Genomic DNA, 23,167 nt, shown 5'->3' on the forward strand with positions numbered 1-23,167 from the left:
AAAGATGAAGTATGCGAGGGTGGCCGCGCTCGTCGTCGGTTCGGTGGCCGCGGTCGGCGCGGCGGGGCCCGCGATGGCCGCGACCGCGACTCCGTCGGCCATGCCCCCGATGAGCCTCAACGGCGGTCTCAACCAGATCGTGAGCGAGACGCCGCTGCTCAACGGCGGCAGCGGGAACGCGGTCAGGGACGTCGCGGACACGGCGATGCAGCTCAACAGCTTTAAGGGCCAGGCGCCCGAGAAGGTGCTGCAGACGGCGGCCGGGGCCACGCCGATGCTGGGCGGGATCAGCCTCGGCAACTGACGGCCGACCGCTCGCCGGGGCGCTGTCCCGGGGCCGTACGGGCGGCTCCGGGGCGGCGCCCCGGTCCGTCCCGGCCCGGTGGTACGGGGCGAACGGAAAAGTAAAAAAGGGTGGTGCCCCCGGCGGGAAGCCGGGGGCACCACCCGTATCGCCGACGCGGTACGTCAGCCGTTGATGCAGGTGTTGCCGAAGGCCGGGTTGAGCAGCCCGATGACGTTGATCGAGTTGCCGCAGACGTTGACCGGCACGTGGACCGGGACCTGCACCACGTTCCCGGACAGGACGCCCGGGGAGTTCGCGGCGGCGCCGTTCGCGTTGCTGCTGGCGAACGCGCTACCAGCGGCGGCACCGGCGGCGAGACCGGCGGTGGCGAGCACCACGGCGGCCTTCTTGGCAGTCTTCATGGGATATAGGTCCTTCTGTTCGAATTTCTGCGTTATGCCCCGCGTGAAGGGCTCACACAGATCGAAACGGCCGATGCCCGGCGGAGACACGGGCGACACCTCGGGGGACCCCCGTTCGGCCCAACGGAGCCGGGGACCGGCGGAGTTCCGCGTCAGCGCCCCGGCACCGGGTGAGCCGTTGGGGTGAACCGGGAGAACCAAACTTCGGGGGGCCCTGTTGTCAGAGCGCTCCGGTAGTGGGCATCCACGACACAGAAGGACGGAACATGCTCAAGAAGGTTATGGCGACTGCGGCGGTCTCCCTCTCCGTGGTCGGCGCGGGCGCCACGCAGGCTATGGCCATCGGCGATCACGAGGGCACCACCTCGGTCAGCGGCAACAACGCGTCGCAGAGCTACGGCAACTCCGAGACCTACGGCGACATGAGCCCCCAGCTCGGCCTGGTCCAGGGTTCCCTCAACAAGCCCTGTGTCGGTCTGCCGCTCAAGGCCAACGCCGGTTCTCTCGTGGGCATTCTGGTGCCGGTCGCCGTCCAGGACATCCCGATCCTGTCGGCCCCGCAGAACCAGCAGTGCACCGAGAACTCGACGCAGGCCAAGGGCGACGAGCCGCTGTCGCACATCCTCAGCAACATCCCGGTCCTCTCGGGCAACGGCGTGGCCAACAGCTGACGCCCGCCCCCGACGCGGCACGGAAACCCCCGGCATCCTCGCGGTGCCGGGGGTTTCCCCCTTTTTCCCCACCCACCGACCCCGACCGCCCATGGGTGCACGGATGCTTTCCGCAAGCCGGATTCCCGGACTCCGGCCCGAAATCCCATCCGGAATCCGGTCGCGGTCGCCCGGATTCCGGACGTATGCCCTCCGGCCGCTCCACCCCGATTCCGCCCCCTTCCGCCTCCGCGCCTTCCGGGGCGTACGGGATCCCGGCGACCGGACCCCCGAGCCGCGCGGAATCGATTCATCGAAAACTCTCCGCCGAATGCCTCATCCTTTCGACGGAAATCACTCGGCGGAGCTTCACCCGGCAAACGGGTGAAACGATGGCCGCCCGCCCCCGTCGCGGTGCTTGAATATCCGCGCGGACCGTGGAATCGGATCCGTGCCGGATGTCTGTCTCCAGCCGGCGGCGCATTGCGTCGTGGGGCAGTCGTGCTTCCAGTTGGCCTGGCACATCCGGAGAAGCGCCACGCTCCGCCGCCGTCGGAGGAGGGCCGCCCCGGCGATCCTCCTCCGATTAATCCGGGCGTCGACCATTCGGCCGCCCTCAGGCTTTCGGGTGAAGGCGCGGAACCAAACGGATCGAGGGCAGTTGATCAGTCTGCTCCACGATCGATCGTCATAGCGAAAAGGGAACATCAAGTGATCAAGAAGATTCTGGCTACCGCTGCGGTCACCGCTTCGATGGTGGGCGCCGGCGCCACGATGGCCGCTCCGGCCATGGCCATCGGCAACGACTCGGGCACCACGTCCTTCAGCGGCAACGGCGCCTCGCAGACCTACGGCAACTCCGCCACCCACGGTGACATGAGCCCGCAGATGGCGCTCGTCCAGGGGTCGCTGAACAAGCCCTGCATCGGCCTGCCGGCGAAGGTCAACGCCGGTTCCCTGATCGGTGTCATCCCGATCGCCGTCCAGGACGTCCCGATCCTGTCGGCCCCGCAGAACCAGCAGTGCACCGAGAACTCGACGCAGGCCAAGGGCGACGAGCCGCTGTCGCACATCCTCAGCAACATCCCGGTCCTCTCGGGCAACGGCGCCGGCAACAACTGAGCCGACCGACCCGCGAGTGGTGCCCCCGAGCGCTCGGCGCCCGGGGGCATCCCCCTTTTCCGGGTCCGGACCCTCGCATACGAGTGACTTTTCCCCCGGCCGCTATAGCCGAGGTTTCCGGACGGGAACGCAATCGTTACAAGATCTGCGGGGGCGCCATGGAACAGGGAACTGTCGGCGCGGCGCACGAGAGTCGTGCCCGCGTTCGGCACCACCGCTGAAAGGATCGACACAATGAAGCACAAGAAGGCTGCCGCCGCCGTCGCCGGTATTCTGCTGGCGCTCAGCTCCGCGGCTCCGGCCATGGCCGACTCGAACGCCAATGGCGCTGCCGCCAACTCCCCCGGCGTCCTGTCCGGCAATGTGATCCAGGTTCCGGTACACGTTCCCATCAATGTCTGCGGTAACACCGTGAACATCATCGCGCTGCTGAACCCGACCGCGGGCAACATCTGCGCCAACGGCTGACACCCGCGCCGGCCGATCGCCGTACCGCCTTCTCCGGGGTTACCCGGGTGGCGTGCGGTGTCGCTCAGTGTCGTTCGGTGTGTATGCCACAGGAAGGGCTCCCGGGCTTCCCGCCCGGGAGCCCTTCCTGGCGCCGGGGAGACGGTCGCGACGTGGGCTAAAACACTCGGCGATCTTCGACCGGCCACCGTAAGCTCCGCTCATGCAGGTGATCCAGTCGACGAAGCTCGCCAATGTCTGTTACGAGATCCGCGGTCCGGTGCTGGAGGAGGCGATGCGGCTGGAGGCAGCCGGTCATCGCATCCTCAAGCTCAACACCGGCAACCCCGCGGCATTCGGTTTCGATTGCCCGCCGGAGATTCTGGAGGACATCCTCCGCAATCTCGGTGACGCACACGGGTACGGCGACGCGAAGGGTCTGCTCTCGGCGCGGCGCGCGGTGATGCAGCACTACCAGACCAAGGGCGTCCCGCTCGATGTCGAAGACATCTATCTGGGCAACGGGGTCTCCGAGCTGATCCAGATGTCGATGCAGGCCCTGCTCGACGACGGCGACGAGGTCCTGGTCCCGGCGCCGGACTATCCCCTCTGGACCGCCTCGGTCTCGCTGGCCGGGGGCACCGCGGTGCACTACCGCTGTGACGAGCAGTCCGACTGGATGCCCGACCTGGCGGATCTGGAGCGGAAGATCACCGACCGCACCAAGGCCATCGTGATCATCAACCCGAACAATCCGACCGGCGCGGTCTACGACGACGAGATGCTCCGGTCGCTGACCGAGATCGCCCGCCGCCACCGGCTGGTCGTCTGCTCCGACGAGATCTACGACAAGATCCTCTACGACGGCGCTACCCACACCCCGACCGCCGCGATCGCCCCGGACCTGATGGTCCTCACCTTCAACGGGCTCTCCAAGAACTACCGGGTCGCCGGATACCGCTCCGGCTGGCTGGCGGTCTGCGGCCCGAAGACACACGCGTCCTCGTATATCGAGGGTCTGACGATCCTGGCCAATATGCGGCTCTGCGCGAATATGCCGTCACAGCACGCGGTGGCCACGGCGCTCGGCGGCCGGCAGTCGATCGAGGACCTCGTCCTGCCCGGCGGCCGGATCCTGGAGCAGCGAGACGCCGCCTACGAGGCGCTGACCCGGATCCCCGGAGTGAGCTGTGTCAAGCCGAAGGGGGCGCTCTATCTCTTCCCCCGGCTCGACCCGGACGTCTACAAGATCAAGGACGACCGGCAGATGGTGCTCGATCTGCTGCGGGCCGAGAAGATCATGGTGGTGCACGGGACCGGCTTCAACTGGCCGGAACCCGACCACTTCCGGATCGTGACGCTGCCCGCCGTCAACGACCTCACCGACGCGGTGACCAGGATCGGCTCCTTCCTGGACGGCTATGGGCAGCACTGACCCCGTTCCGGCAGCTCGGAGCCCTTTTTCCGACTTCGGCGAACTTTAGACTGAATCCAAGGTAGGATGGTCTCCTGACAGTGAGCAGGAGGCCATCTTCATGTACGAGCCGATCCGCACCAGGTCTGTCCACTCGATGGCCGAAAATCCCGCGTACCCTCATCGATCGCGCGAGGAGGAGCTGGACATCCAGCTCGCCGGCCATCTCTCCGCACTGCTGGCCGTCACCGACGAGCTGGCCCTGGACTCCGCCGCCGACCGGATCGCGACCGAGGTCGCCCGGCTGCGCGGGGCACCGCCCGCCCGGCACACCGCCCTGAGCGGTACCGACCCGGCGGCGCTGCACCGCAGGGCGCACACCCTGGCGGGGCGCGCCCTGGTCGTGGCCGCGTCCCGGGCGGACACCACGGTGGCGATCCTGGCCGCCGAGCGGATGGACGCGCATGCCGCGGCCATCGACGAACTGCGCCTGGCCGTCGCCTGAGGCGTACGGCCCGGAATCCCGGGAACCGCAGGGAACCGAGACCCCGTCCCCCGTCGTGGGGGCGGGGTCCCGGCAATTGTCCACAGGCACCGGCGCGGCCCCCGGACGGCCGGTAGGGTCGGGGAAATTCTGCGGGTGTACGTGTCAGGAAGGCTGCGGCCGGGGGAGCACGCATGGCATGGGACGAGTGGGAGCAGATCAAGGCGGACGTGGCGGGGCGGAACGCGCCCGGGATGCAGCTGAACGGGGTGCCGCCGGACGACAGCGGCCCGGCGACGAGCCTGGTCACGGGCGGGGTGCAGTCCAGTCGGCAGGCATGGCTGGCGGCCGGGGAGGGCATCGGCTCCTTACGGAAGAACATCGGCACCGCGTCCGGCAAGGCGGAGACCGGGCAGACCGGTCTCGGTGACACCACCGGCTGTTTGACGGCCGCGGCCCAGCAGGAGGTCCATGCCTCCTGGAAGAAGTACACCGAGGAGGTCGGCCGCCGCTGCGGCAGCCTCCAGGGGATTCTGGAGCAGGTCGGCCGGGATCTGCTGCTGACCGATGAAGCCGTGAAGGCCGAAGTCGACAGGGTGCGGGCGGAGTTCGCGGACCGCGACGACGCCGGCGCACCGACGGGCCGGTGACGGCACCATGGACCTGAAGACCCTGAGGGCCCTGAAGCCCGCCGCGTTCGAGGGCGCCGCCGACGGCTACCGCGCCCTCGCGGATATGGCCCAGTCGGCGAAGGACCAGATCGAGAGCGGCGTGATCGCCGGAATGCGCAAGGCCGGCCTGAAGGGCGAGGCCCTGGACGCGGCGCTCGGCGAGATCCGGGAGCTGGGCAAGAACTTCCAGTACACCCAGGTCGAATGCGGTGTGATCAGTACGGCCCTCCATGGCTTCGCCTTCGACCTGGCCGCCGCCAAACAGAAGCTGGACGCGGCGCTCGCGGACGCCGAGGCCCGGAAGTTCTCGGTGAACGACGACGGGACGGTCACCTATCCGGCGGGCCCGGACAAGGTCGACGGCAAGATCCCCGAAGCGGGCTCGGTCCGGGGTCCCGAGGTCGACCACCCGGTGTCCTACGGAATCGGCCGCCAGGCCGCCTATATCGACCCCAATCCTTACGCGGGCCCCGCCTATGACATCGCGGTGCAGATCAGCAGGGCGCTGGCGGAGGCCACCGCCGCCGACGGGAAGTGGGCCCCGAAGCTGCGGGCGCTGAAGGCGGACGACGATCTGACCGTCTCGGCCCGGGACTGGACGGACACCACGGCCGACACCGGCGGGGTCCGGGAGGCGGCCGGGACGTATCTGGCGACGATCGAGGGCGCGCCGAAGGACGCCTCTCCGGCCCGGAACGCGGAGTGGTGGCGCGGTCTGACGGACGAGGAGCGGAACGCGCTGATCTCGATGAACCCGGCGGGTATCGGCGCGCTGGACGGCCTTCCGTCCGATGTCCGGGACGAGGCGAACCGTACGGTGCTGGCCCAGAAGCAGGGCGAGTACCGGTTGTCGCTGAGCCAGATCCCGCCCGCGCCGGAGAACAAGTACACCTGGATCAACGGGGGCCGCCTCCCGGTGAAGGTGCGGACGGACGAATACCAGGACTGGTACAAGAAATACGGTGAGGATCACGAGCGGCTGACCAAGGCCCTCAAGGGGATGGACCGGATCGGCGAGCGCTTCGACGACACGGGGACGCAGGGGCTGCCGCAGGCGTATCTGCTGGGCTTCAGCGCCGAAGGCGACGGGCGGGCGATCATCGCCAATGGAAATCCCGATACGGCCGACCATACGGCGGTCTACGTCCCCGGTACCGGGGCGAGCCTGGAGAAGGCCGGGGGCGACATCAGCCGGATGACGACCCTGTGGGAGGCCGCGAACACCGCGGCCAAGGGTCAGTCCGTCGCCACCATCACCTGGATCGGCTACGACGCGCCCGACCACCCCGTGAAGGACGCCCCCTTCAGTCATTACGCCAATGACGCGGCACCGGCCCTCAACCGGTTCCTCGACGGGGTCGAATCCTCCAGAACCGCCGAAGGGCCGGGGCACACCACGGTCATCGGCCACTCCTACGGCTCGACGGTGATCGGTTCCGCCGCCCGGCAGGGCGATCTCAACGCCGATGACGTGGTGGTCGCGGGCAGCCCGGGAATGCAGGTGGGCAAGGCCGAGGAGCTGGACGTGCCGAAGGGCCGGGTCTGGAATCAGGAGGCACCCGGGGACATCGTGCCCGATATCGGCGGCTTCTCCCACGGCGGCGTCCAGATCATCGGCAATCACGTGGCTTCCGGGATCGTCCCCAGCGACGGCCTGTTCGGGGCGAACCAGATGACCACGGACACCAAGGACCACAGCAACTACTGGAAGGCCGGGACCCAGTCACTGCAGAACCAGGCGGAGGTCGTCGTCGGCAACTACGGAAACGTGAAGCTTGAAGACTAGGAAACCGGTCGCGGCGCTCTCGCTGGGACTGGCACTCGCTTTGATCACGGGATGCGGTATGGGCGAATCTGACAATCCTCTGCCCTCGTCGGGTATCAGCGGCCTCGACGACGCCAGGGAGGAAACGGAACTGGTGGCCGCGGAGCTGCTCGGCCTGATCAAGATCAAGGGCGAGCAGTCCCCCGGCGGCGTCAGGATCACCGAGTGCGACAACGGAGAGGACCCCGAGAAGTACTTCCGGACGTTCCACCCGGTGAACTTCTTCCCCGAGTCCCCCGAGCAGCTGGCCGGTGTCATGGAGCGACTCAGGACAGAGCTGCCCGCTCATGGCTGGAAGGTCGTCGAGTACGGGCCCGACAGCAGCCGGAACAAGAACCTCAATCTGACGGCGGATCACGACAAGAGGAAGTTCGGCGTCAATATCGTCCACAAGGCCAAGGACGAGCGGCCGAGCATCAGCCTGTACGTGGTCTCCGGCTGCTACGAGGTGCCCGAGGGCGAGAAGGTCGAGGGCTACTGAGCCGGGACACACCTCGGCCCCCGGTGCCTGGTCGGTAGGCGCCGGGGGCCGGGGGCGGCGGACCGGGAGGACAACTCCACAGGTCAGGGCGGTGTGGTCGGCAGGACCGCCGCTCGGGGACGGACGCGTTCGTGCGCGCCCGTCCCCGGTCTCGGGGTGGGTCAGGCCAGGCGGGCCACCAGGGCGCGGTACTCGTCCCACAGCTCCTTGGGCGTGTGGTCGCCGAAGGTGTTGAGGTGCTCGGGGACCAGGGCCGCCTCCTCGCGCCAGATCTCCGGGTCGACCGTCAGCAGGAAGTCCAGGTCCTCCTCGGACAGCTCCAGCCCATCGGTGTCCAGGGCGTCGGCGGTGGGCAGTACGCCGATCGGGGTCTTCACGCCCTCGGCGCGGCCGTCGAGGCGCTCGACGATCCACTTCAGGACCCGGCTGTTCTCGCCGAAGCCGGGCCAGACGAACTCGCCCCGGTCGTTCTTGCGGAACCAGTTGACGTAGTAGATCTTCGGCAGCTTGGCCGCGTCGGCGCTCTGGCCGACCTTGATCCAGTGGGCCATGTAGTCGCCCATGTTGTAGCCGCAGAACGGCAGCATGGCGAAGGGGTCGCGGCGCAGCTCGCCGACCTTGCCCTCGGCGGCGGCGGTCTTCTCGGAGGCCACATTGGCGCCGAGGAAGACGCCGTGCTGCCAGCTGAATGACTCGGTGACCAGCGGTACGGCGGAGGCGCGGCGTCCGCCGAAGAGGATCGCCGAGATCGGTACGCCCTTGGGGTCCTCCCACTCGGGGGCGACGGTCGGGCACTGCTCGGCGGGGACGGTGAACCGGGCGTTGGGGTGCGCGGCCGGGGTGCCGGTCGCGGGCGTCCAGTCGTTGCCCTTCCAGTCGGTGAGGTGGGCCGGGGTGTGCTCGGTCATCCCCTCCCACCAGATGTCGTTGTCGTCGGTGAGGGCGACATTGGTGAAGACGGCGTTGCCCCAGAGGGTCTTCATGGCGTTGGCGTTGGTGTGCTCGCCGGTGCCGGGGGCGACGCCGAAGAAGCCCGCCTCGGGGTTGATGGCGTACAGCTGGCCGTCCTCGCCGAACCGCATCCAGGCGATGTCGTCGCCGATGGTCTCCACGGTCCAGCCGGGGATCGTCGGCTCCAGCATGGCGAGGTTCGTCTTGCCGCAGGCGGACGGGAAGGCGGCGGCGACGTACTTGGGGGCGCCCTGCGGCGGGGTGAGCTTGAGGATCAGCATGTGCTCGGCGAGCCAGCCCTCGTCCCGGGCCATCACTGAGGCGATCCGCAGGGCGTAGCACTTCTTGCCCAGCAGGGCGTTGCCGCCGTAGCCGGAGCCGTAGGACCAGATCTCCCGGGTCTCGGGGAAGTGCGAGATGTACTTGGTGCTGTTGCACGGCCACGGGACATCGGCCCGGCCTTCGGCGAGCGGGGCGCCGAGGGTGTGGACGGCCTTGACGAAGAAGCCGTCGGAGCCGAGTTCGTCGAGGACGGGCCGGCCCATCCGGGTCATGGTCCGCATGGAGACCGCGACGTAGGCGGAGTCGGTGATCTCGACGCCGATCGCGGAGAGCGGGGAGCCCAGCGGGCCCATGCAGAACGGGACGACGTACATGGTCCGGCCGCGCATCGAGCCGTGGAAGATGCCGTCGGCGCCGGTGAAGATCTCCTTCATCTCCGCCGGGGCCTTCCAGTGGTTGGTCGGTCCGGCGTCCTCCTCCTTCTCGGAGCAGATGAAGGTGCGGTCCTCGACCCGGGCGACGTCGGTGGGGTCGGATGCGGCGTAGTACGAGTTGGGGCGCTTGACGGGGTCGAGCTTGGTGAAGGTGCCCTTGGCCACCAGCTCCTCGCACAGGCGCTCGTACTCCGACTCGGAGCCGTCGCACCAGACGATCCGGTCGGGCCGGGTGATCGACGCGATCTCGTCGACCCAGGCGATGAGCTCCTGGTGATTGGTGGGGAGGGTGCCGAGGGCCCCGGGGCTGTGGGGGGCGTTCCCGGAGAGCACAGCGTCGCGCGCCACGATCGCTCCTTGTCGAGGGTTCTTGGTGAACTGTCTGCCCCGTGGGGGCTGCGACCCGGATGCCGTACCGCGCTCATCCGGTGCCGACCGCACTCATCTGATCATCGGGTGGCGAGTGCCCATCTGTCCAGGGGTCCTCTCACGTGAGCATCGCCACGTGTGACGATGCCCTCGCACGGGGCCCTTCCGATACCGCCATCCGGGCGGGCGTACCGGACGGAGCGGGCGCTGGCTACCATCGACTTATGACGCTTGCCGCGCCCGACGCGCCCGACGCGACCCCGGCGACCGCGATACCGTCGCCACTTCCGGTGAAGCCGAAACTGCGCGGCTGGCTGCACGCCGGAATGTTCCCGGCCGTTCTGGTCGCCGGACTCGCCCTGACCGCCTTCGCGGGCTCGCCGCGTGCCCGGCTGGCCTGCGCGATCTACACGCTGACCGCCTGCCTCCTGTTCGGCATCAGCGCCCTCTACCACCGGGGGAACTGGTCGGCGCGCGGACAGGCCGTACTGCGCCGGCTGGACCACGCCAATATCTTCCTGATCATCGCGGGCACCTATACCCCGCTGACGATGCTGCTGCTCCCGGATTCCACCGCCCGGCCCCTCCTGTGGGCGGTCTGGGCGGCGGCGGTGGCGGGGATAGCGTTCCGGGTGTTCTGGGTGGGAGCGCCCCGCTGGCTCTACACGCCCTGCTACATCGCGATGGGCTGGGTCGCGGTCTTCTTCCTCCCCGACTTCCTGCGGGCGGGCGGGATAGCGGTCCTGATCTGCGTGATCGTCGGCGGGCTCCTCTACAGCGCCGGAGGGGTGGTGTACGGGATCAAGCGGCCCAACCCGTCACCCCGCTGGTTCGGCTTCCACGAGGTCTTCCACTCCTTCACCCTGGCGGCTTTCGTCGTCCACTACGTGGGCATCTCCCTCGTCGCCTACCAGGCATAGACAGCCGGGCCCGGCGAGCCGGCCGGGAGACCGGCGCCGGGCCGCCCGTACGCGCCGGACATCCGCGCGAACCGTGACAGGGCTTCGCCCCACCGCGTGGCGGTGGGGCGAAGGGCCGACCGGCCGGGTCCCGGTGGCGGTCGGCCCGCGCGCCGACGGACGCTACGCGACCGCCGGGACCCGGGAGTCGTCCGACGCGGCCGGGTAGTCGGTGTAGCCCTCCGCCCCACCCCCGTAGACGTTCTCCGTCGGCGGCCCCGCGAGCGGGGTGCCCTGGGCGAGGCGGGCGGGCAGGTCCGGGTTCGTCATAAACAGGCGGCCGAGGGCGATCACATCCGCGTGGCCGTCCCGCACCAGCCGCGCCCCCGCGCCGGGGCTGCTCGGCACCGGACCGTTCGTATTGGCGACCAGCGTGCCCGACCAGCGCGTCCGCAGGTCCGCGACAGCTCCGTATGCACCGTTCTCCAGCACGTGCAGATAGGCCAGGCCCAGCGGGTCCAGCGCGTCGACCAGCGTGCGGTACGTGGTAGGGGCGTCGGTCTCGGCGAGCTGGTTCTCCGCGTTGTCCGGCGAGACGCGCAGCCCCACCCGGTCGGCGCCGACCGCCGCGACGACCGCCTCGACGACCTCCGTCACGAATCGCAGCCGGCCGGTGACGGAGCCGCCGTACCGGTCCGTGCGCAGGTTGGTGTTGTCCGCGATGAACTGCTGGATCAGGTAGCCGTTCGCGCCGTGGATCTCCACACCGTCGAAGCCGGCCTCGATCGCGCGACGGGCGGCGGACGCGAAGTCCCGTACGGTCTGGACGATCTCGCCGACCATCAGCTCACGCGGGGTCACATGATCGAGCAGCCCGTCCCGGGTGAAGATCCGCTGCCCTTCGATGGCGACGGCCGACGGAGCCACCGGCAGCTCGCCGGGCGGCAGCGTCAGCGGATGGGTCATCCGCCCGACGTGCCACAGCTGGGCGAAGATCGTGCCGCCCTCGGCGTGCACCGCGGCCGTCACATCCCGCCAGCGGCGCACCTGTGCGTCGCTCACCAGGCCCGGGATACCGGGACCGCCCTTGGCGAGCGCGTTGACGTACACGCCCTCCGTGATCAGCAGCCCGGCTCCGGCCCGCTGCCGGTAGTACGTCGCCGCGTGCGGGCTCGGCACCCCCGTCGCGTCGTCGGCCCGGCCGCGCGTCATCGGTGCCATCGCGATCCGGTTCGCCAAGTCGAGGCGACCCGCGCGGTACGGCTTCAGCAACTCCCGCATGTCCACTCCCTCTGCCGGTATCTCCGTGCCCCGCACCCGCCCCGCCCCGCCCCCGGCGCTCATGCGGCGCTCCGGTCGAGGGCGATGACCTCGACCTCGATCTGCCAGTCGGGCCGGGCCAGCGAGACGACCTCGACGAGGGTGTCGGCGGGGTAGGGCTCGGCCAGGAACTCGCCGCGCAGTGCGATCACATGGGGGAGGTTCGCCGCCATGTCCCGGACGAAGATGCCGACCTTGATCACATCCGCGAACGTCAGGCCGGCCGCGTCCAGTACCCGTTCGACATTCCTGAACGCCTGCCGTCCCTGCTCCAGGAATCCGCCGCCGACGGTCGCCCCCTCCTCCTCGAAGCCCGCCTGCCCGGATACGTACACCAGGCCGCCGGCCCGAACGGCCTGCGATATCCGGTACGGCGCGTACCAGTCCGGTCGGGTCGCGATCTTCTCGACGCGCCCGATGGTGGCCACGCTCTCTTCGACGCGCATATCTCTCCCCTGTGTTCCTCCGGGCAGGCAGCCCGAAAACGGACCCCACCCGACTCACGTTACGGAACGTTCCGTAACGTCAACGGACGCTAGATCACCCGGGGGCCTTTGTCAAAACGAAACGTAACGTCACGCGGGCGCTAAGGTGAGACCCATGACCCCCGACCCGAAAAGTGAACGGCGCAGCGAGCGTGCCCGCCTGGCGATCCTCGGCGCGGCCTTCGACCTGGTGAGCCGCAAGGGCTTCGCGAAGGTGACCATCGAGGCCATCGCCGCCCAAGCCGGCGTGGGCAAGCCCACGATCTACCGCTGGTGGCCCTCCAAGGGCGCGGTGGTACTGGAGGCGATGAACGAGGAACTCGGCGACGACTTCGGCTTCCCCGACACCGGTGACATCACGGCCGACCTCACGACCCAGATCACCGCGGTGAGCCAGCGGCTGATCACCGGCAGGATGAGCGAGGCGTTCAAGGGCGTCCTGGGCGAGGCCCAGAACGACCCAGCGCTGATGAAGGCGTTCCGCGAGACGATCCTGGAACCCAGCATCGCGGAGTGCCGGGCCCGGCTGGATTCCGCCGTCGCGGCCGGGGAGCTCCGCTCCGACGTGCCCACCGACGTCATGATCGACCTCCTCTACGCGCCGATCCACTACCGGCACTTCCTGGGCTTCGGCGACGACGCCGTCAGGCGCAGTGCCGAACTCGTCCAGCACGTCATGCTCGGCCTGCGGCCCCGGCCCGGCGCGGAGTGAACGGGCGGGCCCGACAGCCCGGATCACCCTCACCGCCGGACGGCCGTGGCGCACAGCGCGCCACGGCCGTCCGGCGTTTCCGCCCCGGGCGCCTTGACCTCCAAGGGATTCTGAGAGTTACTGTCATTTAACAGTGACTTTCAGATCTTCTGCGGAGGTGGCCGTCGTGGACCGGCGCTGGTGGGCCCTGGGCGCGCTCGTGACGAGCATGCTGGTACTCGGATTCGATCTGACGATCCTCAATGTCGCCCTGCCGGCGATCACCGACGATCTGGGCGCCTCCACCGGTGAGGCGCAGTGGACCGCCGACGCGTATGTCGTCGCCTTCGCCGCCCTGATGCTCCCGGCCGGGCTCGCCGGTGACCGGTTCGGCCGCCGCCGTACCCTGCTGGCCGGGCTCGGGATCTTCCTCGCGGGCTCGGTGCTCGGCGCGTTCGCGGACGATGTCGCCACCGTCATCGCGGCCCGGGCGGTGATGGGAGTCGGCGGCGCCTTCGTGATGCCGCTGGCGCTCTCCGTACTGCCCACCCTCTTCACCGAGCCCGCCGAGCGGACCAAGGCCGTCGGCGCCGTCTCGGCCGCCTCCGCGCTGGGGATGCCGCTCGGGCCGATCCTCGGCGGCTGGCTGCTGGACCACTACTGGTGGGGCTCGATCTTCCTGCTCAACGTGCCGATGGTGGCGCTCGGGATCGCCGCGTGCCTGCTGCTGCTCCCCGAGTCCCGGGACCCGGCCGCGCCCCGGGTCGACCCGGTGGCGACCGCCGCGACGGTCCTGGGGCTCGGCGCGCTGGTCTTCGGGGTGATCGAGGCGCCGGTCCGCGGCTGGGGCGATCCGCTGGTGGTCGGCGCGTTCGCGCTCGGGGCGGCGGCCGTCGCCGGACTCGTCGGCCGGGAGCGGCGTTCCGTACGGCCCATGCTGGATCTGGCGCTCCTCACCGACCGGGCCTTCCTGCTTCCGGCGCTCACCGCGACCCTGGTCACCCTGGTCGCCTCCGGGCTGCTGTTCACCCTGCCGCTCCAGTTGCAGACCGTGCTCGGGTACGACGCGCTGGGGACCGGGGTCCGGATGCTGCCGCTGATGCTCGGGCCGGTCGCGGCGGCGAAGACCGTACCGCCGCTGGCCGCGCGGTTCGGACCGTACGCCGTGATGTCGGCCGGTCTGGTGGTGCTCGCCTTCGCCGCGTTCCTCGGCAGCCGGGGCGGCCCGGACGACGGCTACGGATTCGTCGCGCTCTGGCTCTCGGTGCTCTCGCTGGGCTTCGGCTTCGCCATCGTGCCCGCCATGGACACCGCCCTCGGTTCGCTTCCCACCGATCGCGCGGGCAGCGGCTCCGGCCTGCTGCTGACGCTCCGCCAGGCGGGGGCGGCGGTCGGGGTCGCGGTCTTCGGATCGTTGCTGGCCGCCGTCTTCGCGGCCCGGCTGGACACCTCCCGGCTGCCGGAAGCGGTCGCGGGACGGGCCGAGGAGTCGGTGGTCGGGGCCCACCGGGTGGCCGCCGAACTGGGCGATCCGGGACTGGCCCGGGCCGCCGACGGAGCCTTCTCCCGGGGCATGTCCCTGACCCTGCTGGTCTGCGGGATCGCCGCACTGGCCACGGCGCTGGCGGTGGCGGCGCTCGCCCCGGCACGGAAGGGCACGGCGTCGAAGGGCACGGCCCGGGAGGACACGGCGTGGAAGGGCACGGCCCGGGAGGCGGGCCGGGAAGCGGCGTACCGGACGGCCCCGGACCCGGGCCCCGACTCGGGCCCGGACCGGAGCCCGGCGGGAGCCGATCCGGCGGGCAGGCCGGGCCTGGAGGGTCGTACGGCCGTGGATACGCCGGGGACAGATGCCCCACAATGACCCCATGACCGTCATCGCACCCGGATCCGCAGGCCGATCGTCGTCCCCCGGCGCGCGGGGGCCGTCGGCCGGGGAGCCGGACGCCCCGCCGCGGATGGGTCTGCGCGAGCGGAAGAAGCTGAAGACCCGGACCGCGATCCGTGAGGCGACGTACCGGCTGATCGCCGAACAGGGGTACGAGGCGACCACGGTCGAGCAGATCGCCCGCGCGGCCGAGGTCTCCCCCTCGACGGTCTTCCGCTACTTCCCCACCAAGGAGGACATCGTCCTCACCGACGAGTTCGATCCGGTGCTGGAGCGGCTGCTGCGGGCCAGGCCCGCCGACGAGGACCCGCTGGAGTCGCTGATGATCGTCTTCCGGGAGGGGTTCGCCGTGTTCGCCGCCGCCGACGGGGACGCGGTCGTCGAACGCACCCGGCTGATCCTGGAGGTTCCGGCGGTACGGGCCCGGATGACCGAGACCATGGCGGAGACCTCCCAGGTACTGATCAGGGCGCTCGCCGACCGCGACGGGATCGACCGGGACGATCTGCGCCCCCGGGTCTTCGCCGCCGCGGTGACGGGCGTACTGCGCGAGGCGTTGCTGGTGTGGGCCGAGCGAGGCCACGGCGGCGATCTGATGGCCGTGGTGGACGAGGCCCTCGGGCAGCTCCGCGGTGGTCTGCGGCTGCGTCCCGAGGGCCCCTCCCCCGCTCGCTAGTTCCTGTCGCGGTCAGTGCCCGCCGTGCCCCGGCGGGCTCTCCTCCTGCTGCCGGGGCTCGGGCTTCGGCTTCGACTTCGGTACGGTCCGCAGGTCGCCCTTTCCGCAGGCCCGGCCGTCCTTGTTCCGGTCCAGACCCAGCGGATCCGCCCGGCCGTTGACCTTCAACGCCCCGAAGTCCCGTTGCGCCAGCCATGCGCAGCGGGCCTCGGGGGTCGCCGCCACCGACTTCGGGAACGTCACGGGAACGCAGACACCCGGGGTCCCGTACGCCGGTTCACAGCCCGCGATCTTCGGGCTGACCGGTGCCGAGTCCCGCTTCCTCAGCTTCGGCTTGGCGGGCTTCTCCAGCGCGTCCGCGAACTCGTGGACATTCGGCGCGGGCGCGTGGCCGTGGTGCCCGCTCGCCTTCGCCGCCGCGGCGGCACCGCCGAGCTGGACCCACTTGGCGACCGACGGCACCCCGTTGGCGTCCACCGCGAAGAGCATGTACCAGCCGGGGGGCGCCAGATTGGGGTTGCTGGTGACATTGAGGTCGATCTGGTTGCCCCCGTGCACGGTCAGCGGCAGATCCACGAACCGCTGGTTGGGGTCGGAGGAGTGGGTGACCGCCGCGGGCCGGATCAGCTCCGCCTTGGCGATCGGCCGGTTGACGGTGATCCGCTGGGTGTCGCCGTAGTTCCAGCGGTTGTCCGGGACGGCGGTGATCTCCGGCCTGGCGCCCTTGAAGAGATACGGCGGGCTGTAGACGGACACGTTGTGGTTCCAGCTGTTGTTCCCCGGGTTGTCGCCCACCGACATCACCCGGCCGTCGGGCAGCAGGAACGACGACGAGTGGTAGCCGCGCGGGATCGGGTCCCTCGCCATGTTCGCCCGGTACGTATTGGTCACCGGGTCGAACATGGACGCCTCGAACACCGGGTCGGCCCGGTCGTGGAGTCCGCCGCCGGTCTCGAAGACCTTCCCGTCCGGCAGCAGTACGGCGGAGACGTACATCTTGCCCTCGGCGCCCCGTTGCGGGCGGCGGCCCTGCCCCTGGTCGACCTCGCCCTGCGGCAGCAGCGGGCCCGCCCGGTAGCGGGGGCTGGGCTCCTTGAGGTCGATGATGTCGGTGAGCCGGTTGGCGACCGGGTTGCGCTCGTTGTTGCCGCCGCCGATGGTCAGTACCCGCTGATCCTGCGCGGGCGGCAGCAGCACACTGGCCGACTGGTCGCGTTCGTCCTTGTTCTGGAGCCCCGGGACGTCGGTGATGGTGTTGCGGTCGTAGTCGTAGATCGAGGCGCCGGTGCCCGGGGTACCGTTGCCGAAGACATGGCTGCCGGAGTAGAAGAGCCGGCCGTCCTGCATGAGGATCATCGACGGGTACAGGCCCCAGTACGACCAGGTCTGGTTGACCTGGTTGATCGGCAGCCAGCGGTTCTGCGCGGCGGAGAACTTCTCCGCCGTCACATTGCCGGTGGAGTCCTCCTTCAGCCCGCCGAAGGAGATCACGTCACCGTTGCCGAGCACGGTCGCCGACGGATACCAGTGGCCGTCGTGCATGTCGTTGGTGCGGATGTACCGCTCGGTGTCCGGATCGAAGAGGTACGAGTCCTTCAGGCCCTGGTAGCCGAGCCTGCCGTCGGCCGTCGGATAGCCCTTGTTCCCGCTCATGATCAGGATCTTGCCGTCGGCGAGCTGCGCGTGACCGGCGCAGAACAGATCGGCCGGGGTGGGGATCTGCCGCCAGGAACCGTTGGCCGGGTCGTACACGGCCGAGGTGAACGTCCCCGCCGCGAAGGCCAGCGGGTCGTTGCCGGAGCCCGCGATCACCAGCACCTTGCCGTTCTTCAGCACCACCGAGTGCATCGAACGGACCGGGTTCTGGGTCGGCAGTACGTCCCAGCGGCCCCGGGCGCACTCCTCGGCCGTACCGGTACAGCCCGGTTGCGGTACCGGGACCCCGACCTCCTCCATCACATAGTCGTCGGTGGTCACGGAGCCGATCCCGTACACCGACACGCCCCAGGCGATCCGGTCGGTGCCCGGCGGGATCGCCGGGGTGCGCACCTCGGCCCGCGCGTAGGCGGTCGGGCTGGCGGGCGGGGACATCAGATCCGTCCAGTACTGCCAGCCGTTGACGGTGTCACGCCGGAAGAGGGTAACGGCGGTGTCGGGTGTGGTGCTCTTGTACCAGAGGGACAGATCGTATTGACGGCCCGGGACGACGGCCGGGGCGCAGACCGGGCTTTCGGAGATCAGCGCCTTGCGGTCGCCGGACACCCGGCGGGTCAGCGAGACCTTCATGGCGGCGGATCCGGTCCGGGCGTCGGCGACGGTCTGGTACGTGACGTCGTTGTCGCCCCAGCCCGCCTTGTGCCAGCACTCGGGCAGGCCGTCGCTACCCGGTCCCCCGGGGGTCTCGAAGCCGGGGTTGCGGATCAGATTGGGCCCGGCGGTCGCGGGCGTGGGCGAGGTGACGAGGAGCGCGGCGCTCATCGCCGCGACGGCCAGCAGCGCGGAGGCTCTGCGGCGGCGTATCGCAGGTGGCATGCGGTCCTCCTTCCCTGTTGCGTTCGGTGCTCTCGCACATCGGTGCCGTCCCGGAGGCGGCTCTCACGGGACGGGGCGGCGGCCGGGGCTCACCGGCCGCCGGGTCTGGGCGGGCCGCCGGGATCGGGAGACGGGCCGGGCGGCGGGCGGGGCGGGTTCGAAGTCGTAGGGATCTCGGGTCGCGGATCTCGGAGGTCGAGCGGATGGGTGGGCGGTACGGCGCCGGGTCCGGGGCCGTACGCCGGGCTTCGCGCCTCGGGCTCGGGGCTCGGGGCTCGGGGCTCGGGGCTCCGAAGGCGTACGGCAAATCGGTTCGGGTCGGCGCACGGCACACGGCTCAGGCGGTACGGCGGAACGCCCGGCCCTCCCCCGCCGCGTACGGCGAACCGGCGGCCGGGGCTCCGGCGGCGGAGCACCGCAGCCCGATCAGATGCCGCAGAAAGCGGATGCCTTCCTTCGGGGTGGACTTGGATTCGCCCGCGTACCGCTCCCGGAAGACGAACGGCACCTCGGCGACGGCCCGGGGCCGCAGCCGTACCGCCAGCTCCAGCAGGATCTTGTAGCCCAGCGGGCGCAGCGACCCGGTGTCGACGGCCGCGGTGACGGCGGTCCGGCGGATCGCGAAGAAGCCGCTCATCGGGTCGCTGATGCCGCGCAGGGCGCGCGGGAAGAGGGCCTTGGTGAGCAGGGTGGCGGTCCGGGAGACCGCGACGCGGTAGCCACCGGCCAGTCCCGCCCGGCTGCCGCCGGGCAGGGCGCGGCTGGCGACGACGAGATCGGCGCCCGTGGTCTCGCCGGTGGCGACCAGTTCGGGAACGAGGTCCGGCGGATGCTGGAGATCGGCGTCCATGACGACGATCCACTCGGATTCGGCGGCCCGCAGGCCCTCGACGACGGCGCCGCCGAGCCCGCCGTGGGGCGTGTCGCGGTGGATCAGGGTGACGGGGAAGGGCCGGTCACCGGCGGCGCCCCGGATCACCTCGGGGGTGTCGTCGGTGGAGTCGTCGACGAAGACCACCGCACAGGGCCGCCGGGCGGGCAGTGCTTCGCCGAGCCGGTGGAGGAGTTCACGGATGTTCCCGGACTCGTTGAAGGTGGGGACGACGACGGTGACGGCGGCGGGCACGGGTGCGGCCGGGTCCCCCGGTCCGCGTTCCGTACGCTCACCGCCGCCCGGGGCGGATTGCGGGTACGTTCCGGCGCCCGGGCCGGGTTCCGTGTGTTCGCCGGTGGTCGTACGGGGGTGGCCGGTCACAGGGCGCCTCCGGCGGTCGGCGGCCTGCCCGTACCGGGGGCGGTACCGGTGGTGCCCGCCCGGTCGTCCACCCGGCGGATCTCGATCCGGTCGTCCCCGGTGCCGTAGACCTCGACGACGGTGGAGTTGGCCAGGGCCGCCTCGACGGTGGGGAGGGTCGGCGCGTCCCGGCGGACCGTCTGGGACGAGACGACGTAGTCGATATCGCGCCAGCCGCGCGGCATGGCCTCGATCACCGCGGGGTCGAGATCGGCCTTGTAGAACCAGATGACCCCGGTGCCCGGCTCGTAGCCGTCGTGGACGAGGTCGAGCCAGAGCGCGTCGTCCACCAGGACCCGGGTGGCCGCCGGGTCGTCGATCTCGGTCTCGAACCAGGCGGCGGCGGCCCGGTAGTGCCGGTTGGCGTCCTGGGTGAGGGCGTCGTGGTTGCCCGCCGCCCAGGCGGGGACGACGGCGACGGCGACCGTCAGGGCCAGGGCGGCGACCAGGGTGCGGCGCGGATCGGGCCGGAACCGGCGCGCCGTCGTCGTACCGGCCCCGGAATCCCCGGCCTTCGTCCCGTCCACGGCGTCGGCGTCGGCGTCGGCCTCGGTGTCGGTGCTGCTGCCGGTGGTCGGCTCCGGGGACGCGGCGGCGGCCCGGCCCCGGTACAGGATCGCGTGGACGGCGCTGGCCGCCGCGCCCGCCAGGACCAGCGCCAGGAACGGCAGCGCCTGGATCACGTACATGGCGGGCAGATAGCCGTCGGGCCGGAACGCCACCAGGGTCAGGATCGCCACGGCGAGCGCCGGTCCCGCGACCGCGCGGGCGGTGACCGAACGGCGGCGTACCACCAGCAGCAGTACGGCCGCCGCGACCCCGGCGAGCGGCAGGATCGGGTCGTAGTAGAGCCACGACTCGTACGTCTTGTGGGAGCCGGAGCCCGCGTCGAGGATGAATCCGGAGCCGGGGCGGCTGAGCTGGTAATGGATGCCGTCGAAGAGGGAGACGTGGTTCCCGCTGGCGTACAGCTCGTTGTTGAGGAGCGCGTACAGCGGATAGGAGAGACCGACCAGCGCGCAGGACGTGATGGCCCCGGTCACCACGAACTTACGGGTCTGGCGGTGACTGTGGGTCCAGAGCGTCACCAGCAGGGCGGGCAGGACGAGCAGCATCGTCTCCTTGGAGAGTACGGAGACGGCGCCCGCGAGCCCGGCGGCGAACTGGTGCCACAGATGGCGGCTCGGGGACGCCGCGAGGCAGAACGCCAGCAGCATCCACAGCACGGCGATGTTGTCGAGGAACAGCTCCCGCTGGAAGTGGACCGACAGCGGGGAGAGGCCGAAGGCGGCCATGGCGACCCCGGCGGCCCAGCGGGGCAGGAAGAGACGCCGGGCGAGGACATAGACCAGTACGGCGCTGATGGCGCTGATCAGCAGCATCGTGTACCGCATGGTCGCCACGTTCATCGACTCGGGCGAGAACAGGGCCGGGAGATAGGTGAGTCCGGCGATCTGGAGCCAGCCGAGGGGCGGATGGTCGTACCAGTAGGTGTAGTGGGCCAGGCCCTCGCCTTGCTGGACGGCCCATGCCTGGGAGAGATAGGTGCCCTCGTCGTCGGAGAGGGCGGGAAAGCCGGTGATGTTCCAGCCCTGGACGAGGACGATCACCACCAGCAGACCGAGGCAGACGGCGAGGTCGGGGCGGGAGGAGCGGAAGCGTATGACGGGTCTGGGCTCGGTCCGTAACCGGGCGGTACGGGTGGTCCGGGCGGCGGGCGCGACAGGCACCACAGGCGGCACGGACTCGGCCGCGATCGCGGTCTTGGCCTCGGCCGTAGTCGCAGTTTTGGCACCGGCCTTGGTCCCGGTCCCGGCCTCGGTCTTGGCCCCGGGGGCGGTCGTGGTCGCCGTCGCCGTCGCGGTCCGGGTGGTGGCCCGCGCGGTCCGCCGGGCCGTCCGGCCGGGGCCGGACTGGTCCGGTGCCGTGTCGTCCGGAGTCGTCTCGTCGGGGCTGGGGAGGGTCGTGGTCACCGGCGGGCGTCCTCTCGGGTCTCGGCACCGGCGGCCGTCACAGCGGCAGCGGCGGGCGCGGGGTGCGCGGTGGGCGCGGTGGGCGCGGCTTCGGTGAGATGGGCGCCGATATGGCTGGTCAGCTCCCATTCGTTACGGCCCCGCTGCTCCCGCCAGACGGCCCGCAGCGCCGCACCGGCCAGCAGGATCTGGTAGAAGGGGCCGCCGACGACGAGCTTGAGGTAGTGCACGAACCGGACCCGGAGCCCGTACTGCCTGCCGAAGTCATGGAGTCCGACCACCTCGAAGATGAAGGTCATCACGGCGGTGACGGCGGGCAGGAAGGAGACCATCGCGGCACCGACGGAGACGTCGAAGAAGAGCGCGATGGCGACGTTCAGTGGAATGATCACGCCGGTGAACGCCTGTAGGAAGGGCGTCATCAGGGTGTAGCGGGCGAGGGCCCGCTGTCTGCGGCCCGGGAGCTGCTTCCAGTCCTTCTTCCGGTAGACCTGGAGGAATCCCTGGTTCCAGCGGGTGCGCTGCTTGAGCAGGCTCATCAGGGTGTCGGGGGTCTCCTCGCGGGTGACCATGTCGCTGTCGTAGGCGACGACGACCTTCTTGCCCACGGAGGAGAGGCGTACGCCCAGGTCGCAGTCCTCGGCCAGGCAGTCGGGATCCCAGCCGTCGGCCTCCCGCAGGACCTCGGTCCGGACGAAGACGGTATTGCCGCCGAGCGGGATGAAGCCCTTCTCGGCATGGAGATGGAGCCTGCTGCGGAACCAGAAGAAGTACTCCAGGCAGTTGCGCAGGCTGTACCAGCTGGAGTGGAAGTTGATCAGCTGGACGCCGCCCTGGACGACATCGGCGCCGGTGGTGGTGAAGGCGTGGTCGACATGGGCGAGGAGTTCGGGGTGGACCTGGTCCTCCGCGTCGAAGACGCCCACGATGTCGCCCCGGCAGTGCGGCAGGGCGGTGTTCAGCGCCTTCGGCTTGTTCTTCTTCTCATGGGTGTCGGTGATCACCCGGACTCGCAGCGGATCGCGTTCGGCGGCGCGTACCGCGACGGCGGTGGTCTCCGGATCGTCGTGGCCGACGATCACGATGATCTCGTAGTTGCTGTGGGTCGACTCCAGCAGCCGTTCGATGGTGTGCTGGAGAACCGCCTGTTCGTGCCGGGCGGGCAGCAGGAGGGAGAAGGAGAGCCCGACCTCGCCTTCCGGCCGGTCGAAGCTGGTGGAGGCCAGTATCTCCGGGGTACGCCAGGCGTGCATCTGCCACCAGAGCGTGAAGACCGCCATCCCGAACAGGGCCAGTGATACGGCCACGACGAACACCGATAAGAGCACGAAGTCCCCCCTTGGAACCCCCTGCGCGCACGGCGTACAGGACCCCCCTGCCAGCGAACGCGCCGATGACACCGGGGGAGTCCGCACACTCCCCTATGTACGCCCCCGGCTACCCATGGTTGTTGCTAAGCGGACCCTAATGGCGGAATGTGAAAGTCCGGTGCCGATTCGACACTTGCTCTCGAAACGGAAACCTCCGACACCTTCCAGTCATGGCATGTCCACTACCGATCACAGAGTGGC

At 70.2% G+C, this 23,167-nt stretch carries 20 protein-coding genes and 1 pseudogene; 13 read left to right on the forward strand and 8 right to left on the reverse strand.

Annotated features, from left to right (window positions below):
• Window positions 1-4: 4 nt before the first annotated feature.
• A complete protein-coding gene (locus AB0G74_RS13270) occupies window positions 5-304 on the forward strand; it encodes a hypothetical protein (protein ID WP_361144556.1) in 300 nt (99 codons plus the stop codon).
• 164 nt (window positions 305-468) lie between these two features.
• Here AB0G74_RS13270 and AB0G74_RS13275 read toward each other — a convergent pair whose 3' ends face one another.
• Window positions 469-708, reverse strand: a complete 240-nt coding sequence (locus AB0G74_RS13275; protein ID WP_361144559.1) for a chaplin — start codon at window positions 706-708, stop codon at window positions 469-471.
• A 266-nt stretch (window positions 709-974) separates the two neighbouring features.
• Here AB0G74_RS13275 and AB0G74_RS13280 point away from each other — a divergent pair, with 266 nt between their 5' ends.
• The 8 genes from AB0G74_RS13280 to AB0G74_RS13315 all read left to right on the forward strand — a co-directional run bounded on the left by AB0G74_RS13280 (window position 975) and on the right by AB0G74_RS13315 (window position 7,802).
• On the forward strand, window positions 975-1,379 hold the full coding sequence (locus AB0G74_RS13280; protein WP_358827113.1) for a rodlin: 405 nt from the start codon (window positions 975-977) through the stop codon (window positions 1,377-1,379).
• 690 nt (window positions 1,380-2,069) lie between these two features.
• Window positions 2,070-2,480, forward strand: a complete 411-nt coding sequence (locus AB0G74_RS13285) for a rodlin (protein WP_358827112.1) — start codon at window positions 2,070-2,072, stop codon at window positions 2,478-2,480.
• Between the two features lie 234 nt (window positions 2,481-2,714).
• Window positions 2,715-2,948, forward strand: coding sequence for a chaplin (locus tag AB0G74_RS13290; RefSeq protein ID WP_361144562.1), 234 nt, complete (start codon window positions 2,715-2,717; stop codon window positions 2,946-2,948).
• Window positions 2,949-3,150: 202 nt separating this feature from the next.
• Window positions 3,151-4,362: a pyridoxal phosphate-dependent aminotransferase gene (locus AB0G74_RS13295; protein ID WP_361144565.1), complete on the forward strand. Its 1,212-nt coding sequence runs from the start codon at window positions 3,151-3,153 to the stop codon at window positions 4,360-4,362.
• 100 nt (window positions 4,363-4,462) lie between these two features.
• Window positions 4,463-4,846: a hypothetical protein gene (locus AB0G74_RS13300; RefSeq protein WP_361144568.1), complete on the forward strand. Its 384-nt coding sequence runs from the start codon at window positions 4,463-4,465 to the stop codon at window positions 4,844-4,846.
• A gap of 173 nt (window positions 4,847-5,019) precedes the next feature.
• Window positions 5,020-5,475 (forward strand): hypothetical protein, encoded by a 456-nt coding sequence (locus AB0G74_RS13305; RefSeq protein ID WP_361144570.1) that lies wholly within the window; start codon window positions 5,020-5,022, stop codon window positions 5,473-5,475.
• A 7-nt stretch (window positions 5,476-5,482) separates the two neighbouring features.
• Window positions 5,483-7,282, forward strand: a complete 1,800-nt coding sequence (locus AB0G74_RS13310; protein WP_361144573.1) for an alpha/beta hydrolase — start codon at window positions 5,483-5,485, stop codon at window positions 7,280-7,282.
• A 58-nt stretch (window positions 7,283-7,340) separates the two neighbouring features.
• The gene (locus AB0G74_RS13315) at window positions 7,341-7,802 is read left to right on the forward strand and encodes a hypothetical protein (protein ID WP_361144576.1); all 462 of its coding nucleotides are present in this window, start codon (window positions 7,341-7,343) and stop codon (window positions 7,800-7,802) included.
• A 161-nt stretch (window positions 7,803-7,963) separates the two neighbouring features.
• On the opposite strand, the gene AB0G74_RS13320 is transcribed toward AB0G74_RS13315, so the two are convergent.
• Window positions 7,964-9,802 carry a phosphoenolpyruvate carboxykinase (GTP) gene (locus AB0G74_RS13320; RefSeq protein WP_361144738.1) on the reverse strand — a complete coding sequence of 613 codons (1,839 nt, stop codon included), beginning with the start codon at window positions 9,800-9,802 and terminating at the stop codon, window positions 7,964-7,966.
• A 260-nt stretch (window positions 9,803-10,062) separates the two neighbouring features.
• Here AB0G74_RS13320 and AB0G74_RS13325 point away from each other — a divergent pair, with 260 nt between their 5' ends.
• Window positions 10,063-10,758 carry a hemolysin III family protein gene (locus tag AB0G74_RS13325; RefSeq protein ID WP_361144578.1) on the forward strand — a complete coding sequence of 232 codons (696 nt, stop codon included), beginning with the start codon at window positions 10,063-10,065 and terminating at the stop codon, window positions 10,756-10,758.
• A gap of 162 nt (window positions 10,759-10,920) precedes the next feature.
• Here AB0G74_RS13325 and AB0G74_RS13330 read toward each other — a convergent pair whose 3' ends face one another.
• Together AB0G74_RS13330 and AB0G74_RS13335 are read right to left on the reverse strand one after the other, a co-directional pair.
• Window positions 10,921-12,018 (reverse strand): alkene reductase, encoded by a 1,098-nt coding sequence (locus AB0G74_RS13330; RefSeq protein ID WP_361144581.1) that lies wholly within the window; start codon window positions 12,016-12,018, stop codon window positions 10,921-10,923.
• Window positions 12,019-12,077: 59 nt separating this feature from the next.
• Window positions 12,078-12,503, reverse strand: a complete 426-nt coding sequence (locus AB0G74_RS13335; protein ID WP_361144584.1) for a RidA family protein — start codon at window positions 12,501-12,503, stop codon at window positions 12,078-12,080.
• A gap of 154 nt (window positions 12,504-12,657) precedes the next feature.
• On the opposite strand from AB0G74_RS13335, the gene AB0G74_RS13340 reads away from it, so the two are divergent.
• From AB0G74_RS13340 to AB0G74_RS13350, 3 genes are all read left to right on the forward strand, one after another.
• Window positions 12,658-13,254, forward strand: a complete 597-nt coding sequence (locus AB0G74_RS13340) for a TetR/AcrR family transcriptional regulator (RefSeq protein WP_361144587.1) — start codon at window positions 12,658-12,660, stop codon at window positions 13,252-13,254.
• Between the two features lie 133 nt (window positions 13,255-13,387).
• The gene (locus AB0G74_RS13345) at window positions 13,388-15,097 is read left to right on the forward strand and encodes an MFS transporter (RefSeq protein WP_361144590.1); all 1,710 of its coding nucleotides are present in this window, start codon (window positions 13,388-13,390) and stop codon (window positions 15,095-15,097) included.
• Between the two features lie 94 nt (window positions 15,098-15,191).
• Complete coding sequence (locus tag AB0G74_RS13350) at window positions 15,192-15,797, forward strand: TetR family transcriptional regulator (protein WP_361144741.1); 606 nt, start codon at window positions 15,192-15,194, stop codon at window positions 15,795-15,797.
• Between the two features lie 12 nt (window positions 15,798-15,809).
• Here AB0G74_RS13350 and AB0G74_RS13355 read toward each other — a convergent pair whose 3' ends face one another.
• The 4 genes and pseudogenes from AB0G74_RS13355 to AB0G74_RS13370 all read right to left on the reverse strand — a co-directional run bounded on the left by AB0G74_RS13355 (window position 15,810) and on the right by AB0G74_RS13370 (window position 22,876).
• A complete protein-coding gene (locus AB0G74_RS13355) occupies window positions 15,810-18,329 on the reverse strand; it encodes a galactose oxidase early set domain-containing protein (RefSeq protein WP_361144593.1) in 2,520 nt (839 codons plus the stop codon).
• A 406-nt stretch (window positions 18,330-18,735) separates the two neighbouring features.
• Window positions 18,736-19,455: pseudogene (locus AB0G74_RS13360) on the reverse strand (polyprenol monophosphomannose synthase); the annotation flags it as partial.
• A gap of 125 nt (window positions 19,456-19,580) precedes the next feature.
• Window positions 19,581-21,596, reverse strand: a complete 2,016-nt coding sequence (locus AB0G74_RS13365; RefSeq protein WP_361144596.1) for a glycosyltransferase family 39 protein — start codon at window positions 21,594-21,596, stop codon at window positions 19,581-19,583.
• A complete protein-coding gene (locus AB0G74_RS13370) occupies window positions 21,593-22,876 on the reverse strand; it encodes a glycosyltransferase (protein WP_361144744.1) in 1,284 nt (427 codons plus the stop codon). Before AB0G74_RS13370 ends, AB0G74_RS13365 begins: the two co-directional genes overlap by 4 nt.
• Window positions 22,877-23,167: the final 291 nt, after the last annotated feature.

Origin of the sequence: Streptomyces sp. NPDC020875 (genome assembly GCF_040641415.1) — a bacterium.
Classification (GTDB): Bacteria; Actinomycetota; Actinomycetes; order Streptomycetales; family Streptomycetaceae; genus Streptomyces.

Excerpts from the sequence above, each read along its gene's own strand:
- AB0G74_RS13340 (WP_361144587.1), top strand. The coding sequence starts at position 12,658 with ATGACCCCCGACCCGAAAAGTGAACGGCGCAGCGAGCGTGCCCGCCTG.
- AB0G74_RS13270 (WP_361144556.1), top strand. The coding sequence starts at position 5 with ATGAAGTATGCGAGGGTGGCCGCGCTCGTCGTCGGTTCGGTGGCCGCG.
- AB0G74_RS13310 (WP_361144573.1), top strand. The coding sequence starts at position 5,483 with ATGGACCTGAAGACCCTGAGGGCCCTGAAGCCCGCCGCGTTCGAGGGC.
- AB0G74_RS13350 (WP_361144741.1), top strand. The coding sequence starts at position 15,192 with ATGGGTCTGCGCGAGCGGAAGAAGCTGAAGACCCGGACCGCGATCCGT.
- AB0G74_RS13300 (WP_361144568.1), top strand. The coding sequence starts at position 4,463 with ATGTACGAGCCGATCCGCACCAGGTCTGTCCACTCGATGGCCGAAAAT.
- AB0G74_RS13290 (WP_361144562.1), top strand. The coding sequence starts at position 2,715 with ATGAAGCACAAGAAGGCTGCCGCCGCCGTCGCCGGTATTCTGCTGGCG.
- AB0G74_RS13335 (WP_361144584.1), bottom strand. The coding sequence starts at position 12,503 with ATGCGCGTCGAAGAGAGCGTGGCCACCATCGGGCGCGTCGAGAAGATC.
- AB0G74_RS13305 (WP_361144570.1), top strand. The coding sequence starts at position 5,020 with ATGGCATGGGACGAGTGGGAGCAGATCAAGGCGGACGTGGCGGGGCGG.
- AB0G74_RS13280 (WP_358827113.1), top strand. The coding sequence starts at position 975 with ATGCTCAAGAAGGTTATGGCGACTGCGGCGGTCTCCCTCTCCGTGGTC.
- AB0G74_RS13315 (WP_361144576.1), top strand. The coding sequence starts at position 7,341 with ATGGGCGAATCTGACAATCCTCTGCCCTCGTCGGGTATCAGCGGCCTC.
- AB0G74_RS13330 (WP_361144581.1), bottom strand. The coding sequence starts at position 12,018 with ATGCGGGAGTTGCTGAAGCCGTACCGCGCGGGTCGCCTCGACTTGGCG.
- AB0G74_RS13325 (WP_361144578.1), top strand. The coding sequence starts at position 10,063 with ATGACGCTTGCCGCGCCCGACGCGCCCGACGCGACCCCGGCGACCGCG.
- AB0G74_RS13355 (WP_361144593.1), bottom strand. The coding sequence starts at position 18,329 with ATGCCACCTGCGATACGCCGCCGCAGAGCCTCCGCGCTGCTGGCCGTC.
- AB0G74_RS13370 (WP_361144744.1), bottom strand. The coding sequence starts at position 22,876 with ATGGCGGTCTTCACGCTCTGGTGGCAGATGCACGCCTGGCGTACCCCG.
- AB0G74_RS13295 (WP_361144565.1), top strand. The coding sequence starts at position 3,151 with ATGCAGGTGATCCAGTCGACGAAGCTCGCCAATGTCTGTTACGAGATC.
- AB0G74_RS13275 (WP_361144559.1), bottom strand. The coding sequence starts at position 708 with ATGAAGACTGCCAAGAAGGCCGCCGTGGTGCTCGCCACCGCCGGTCTC.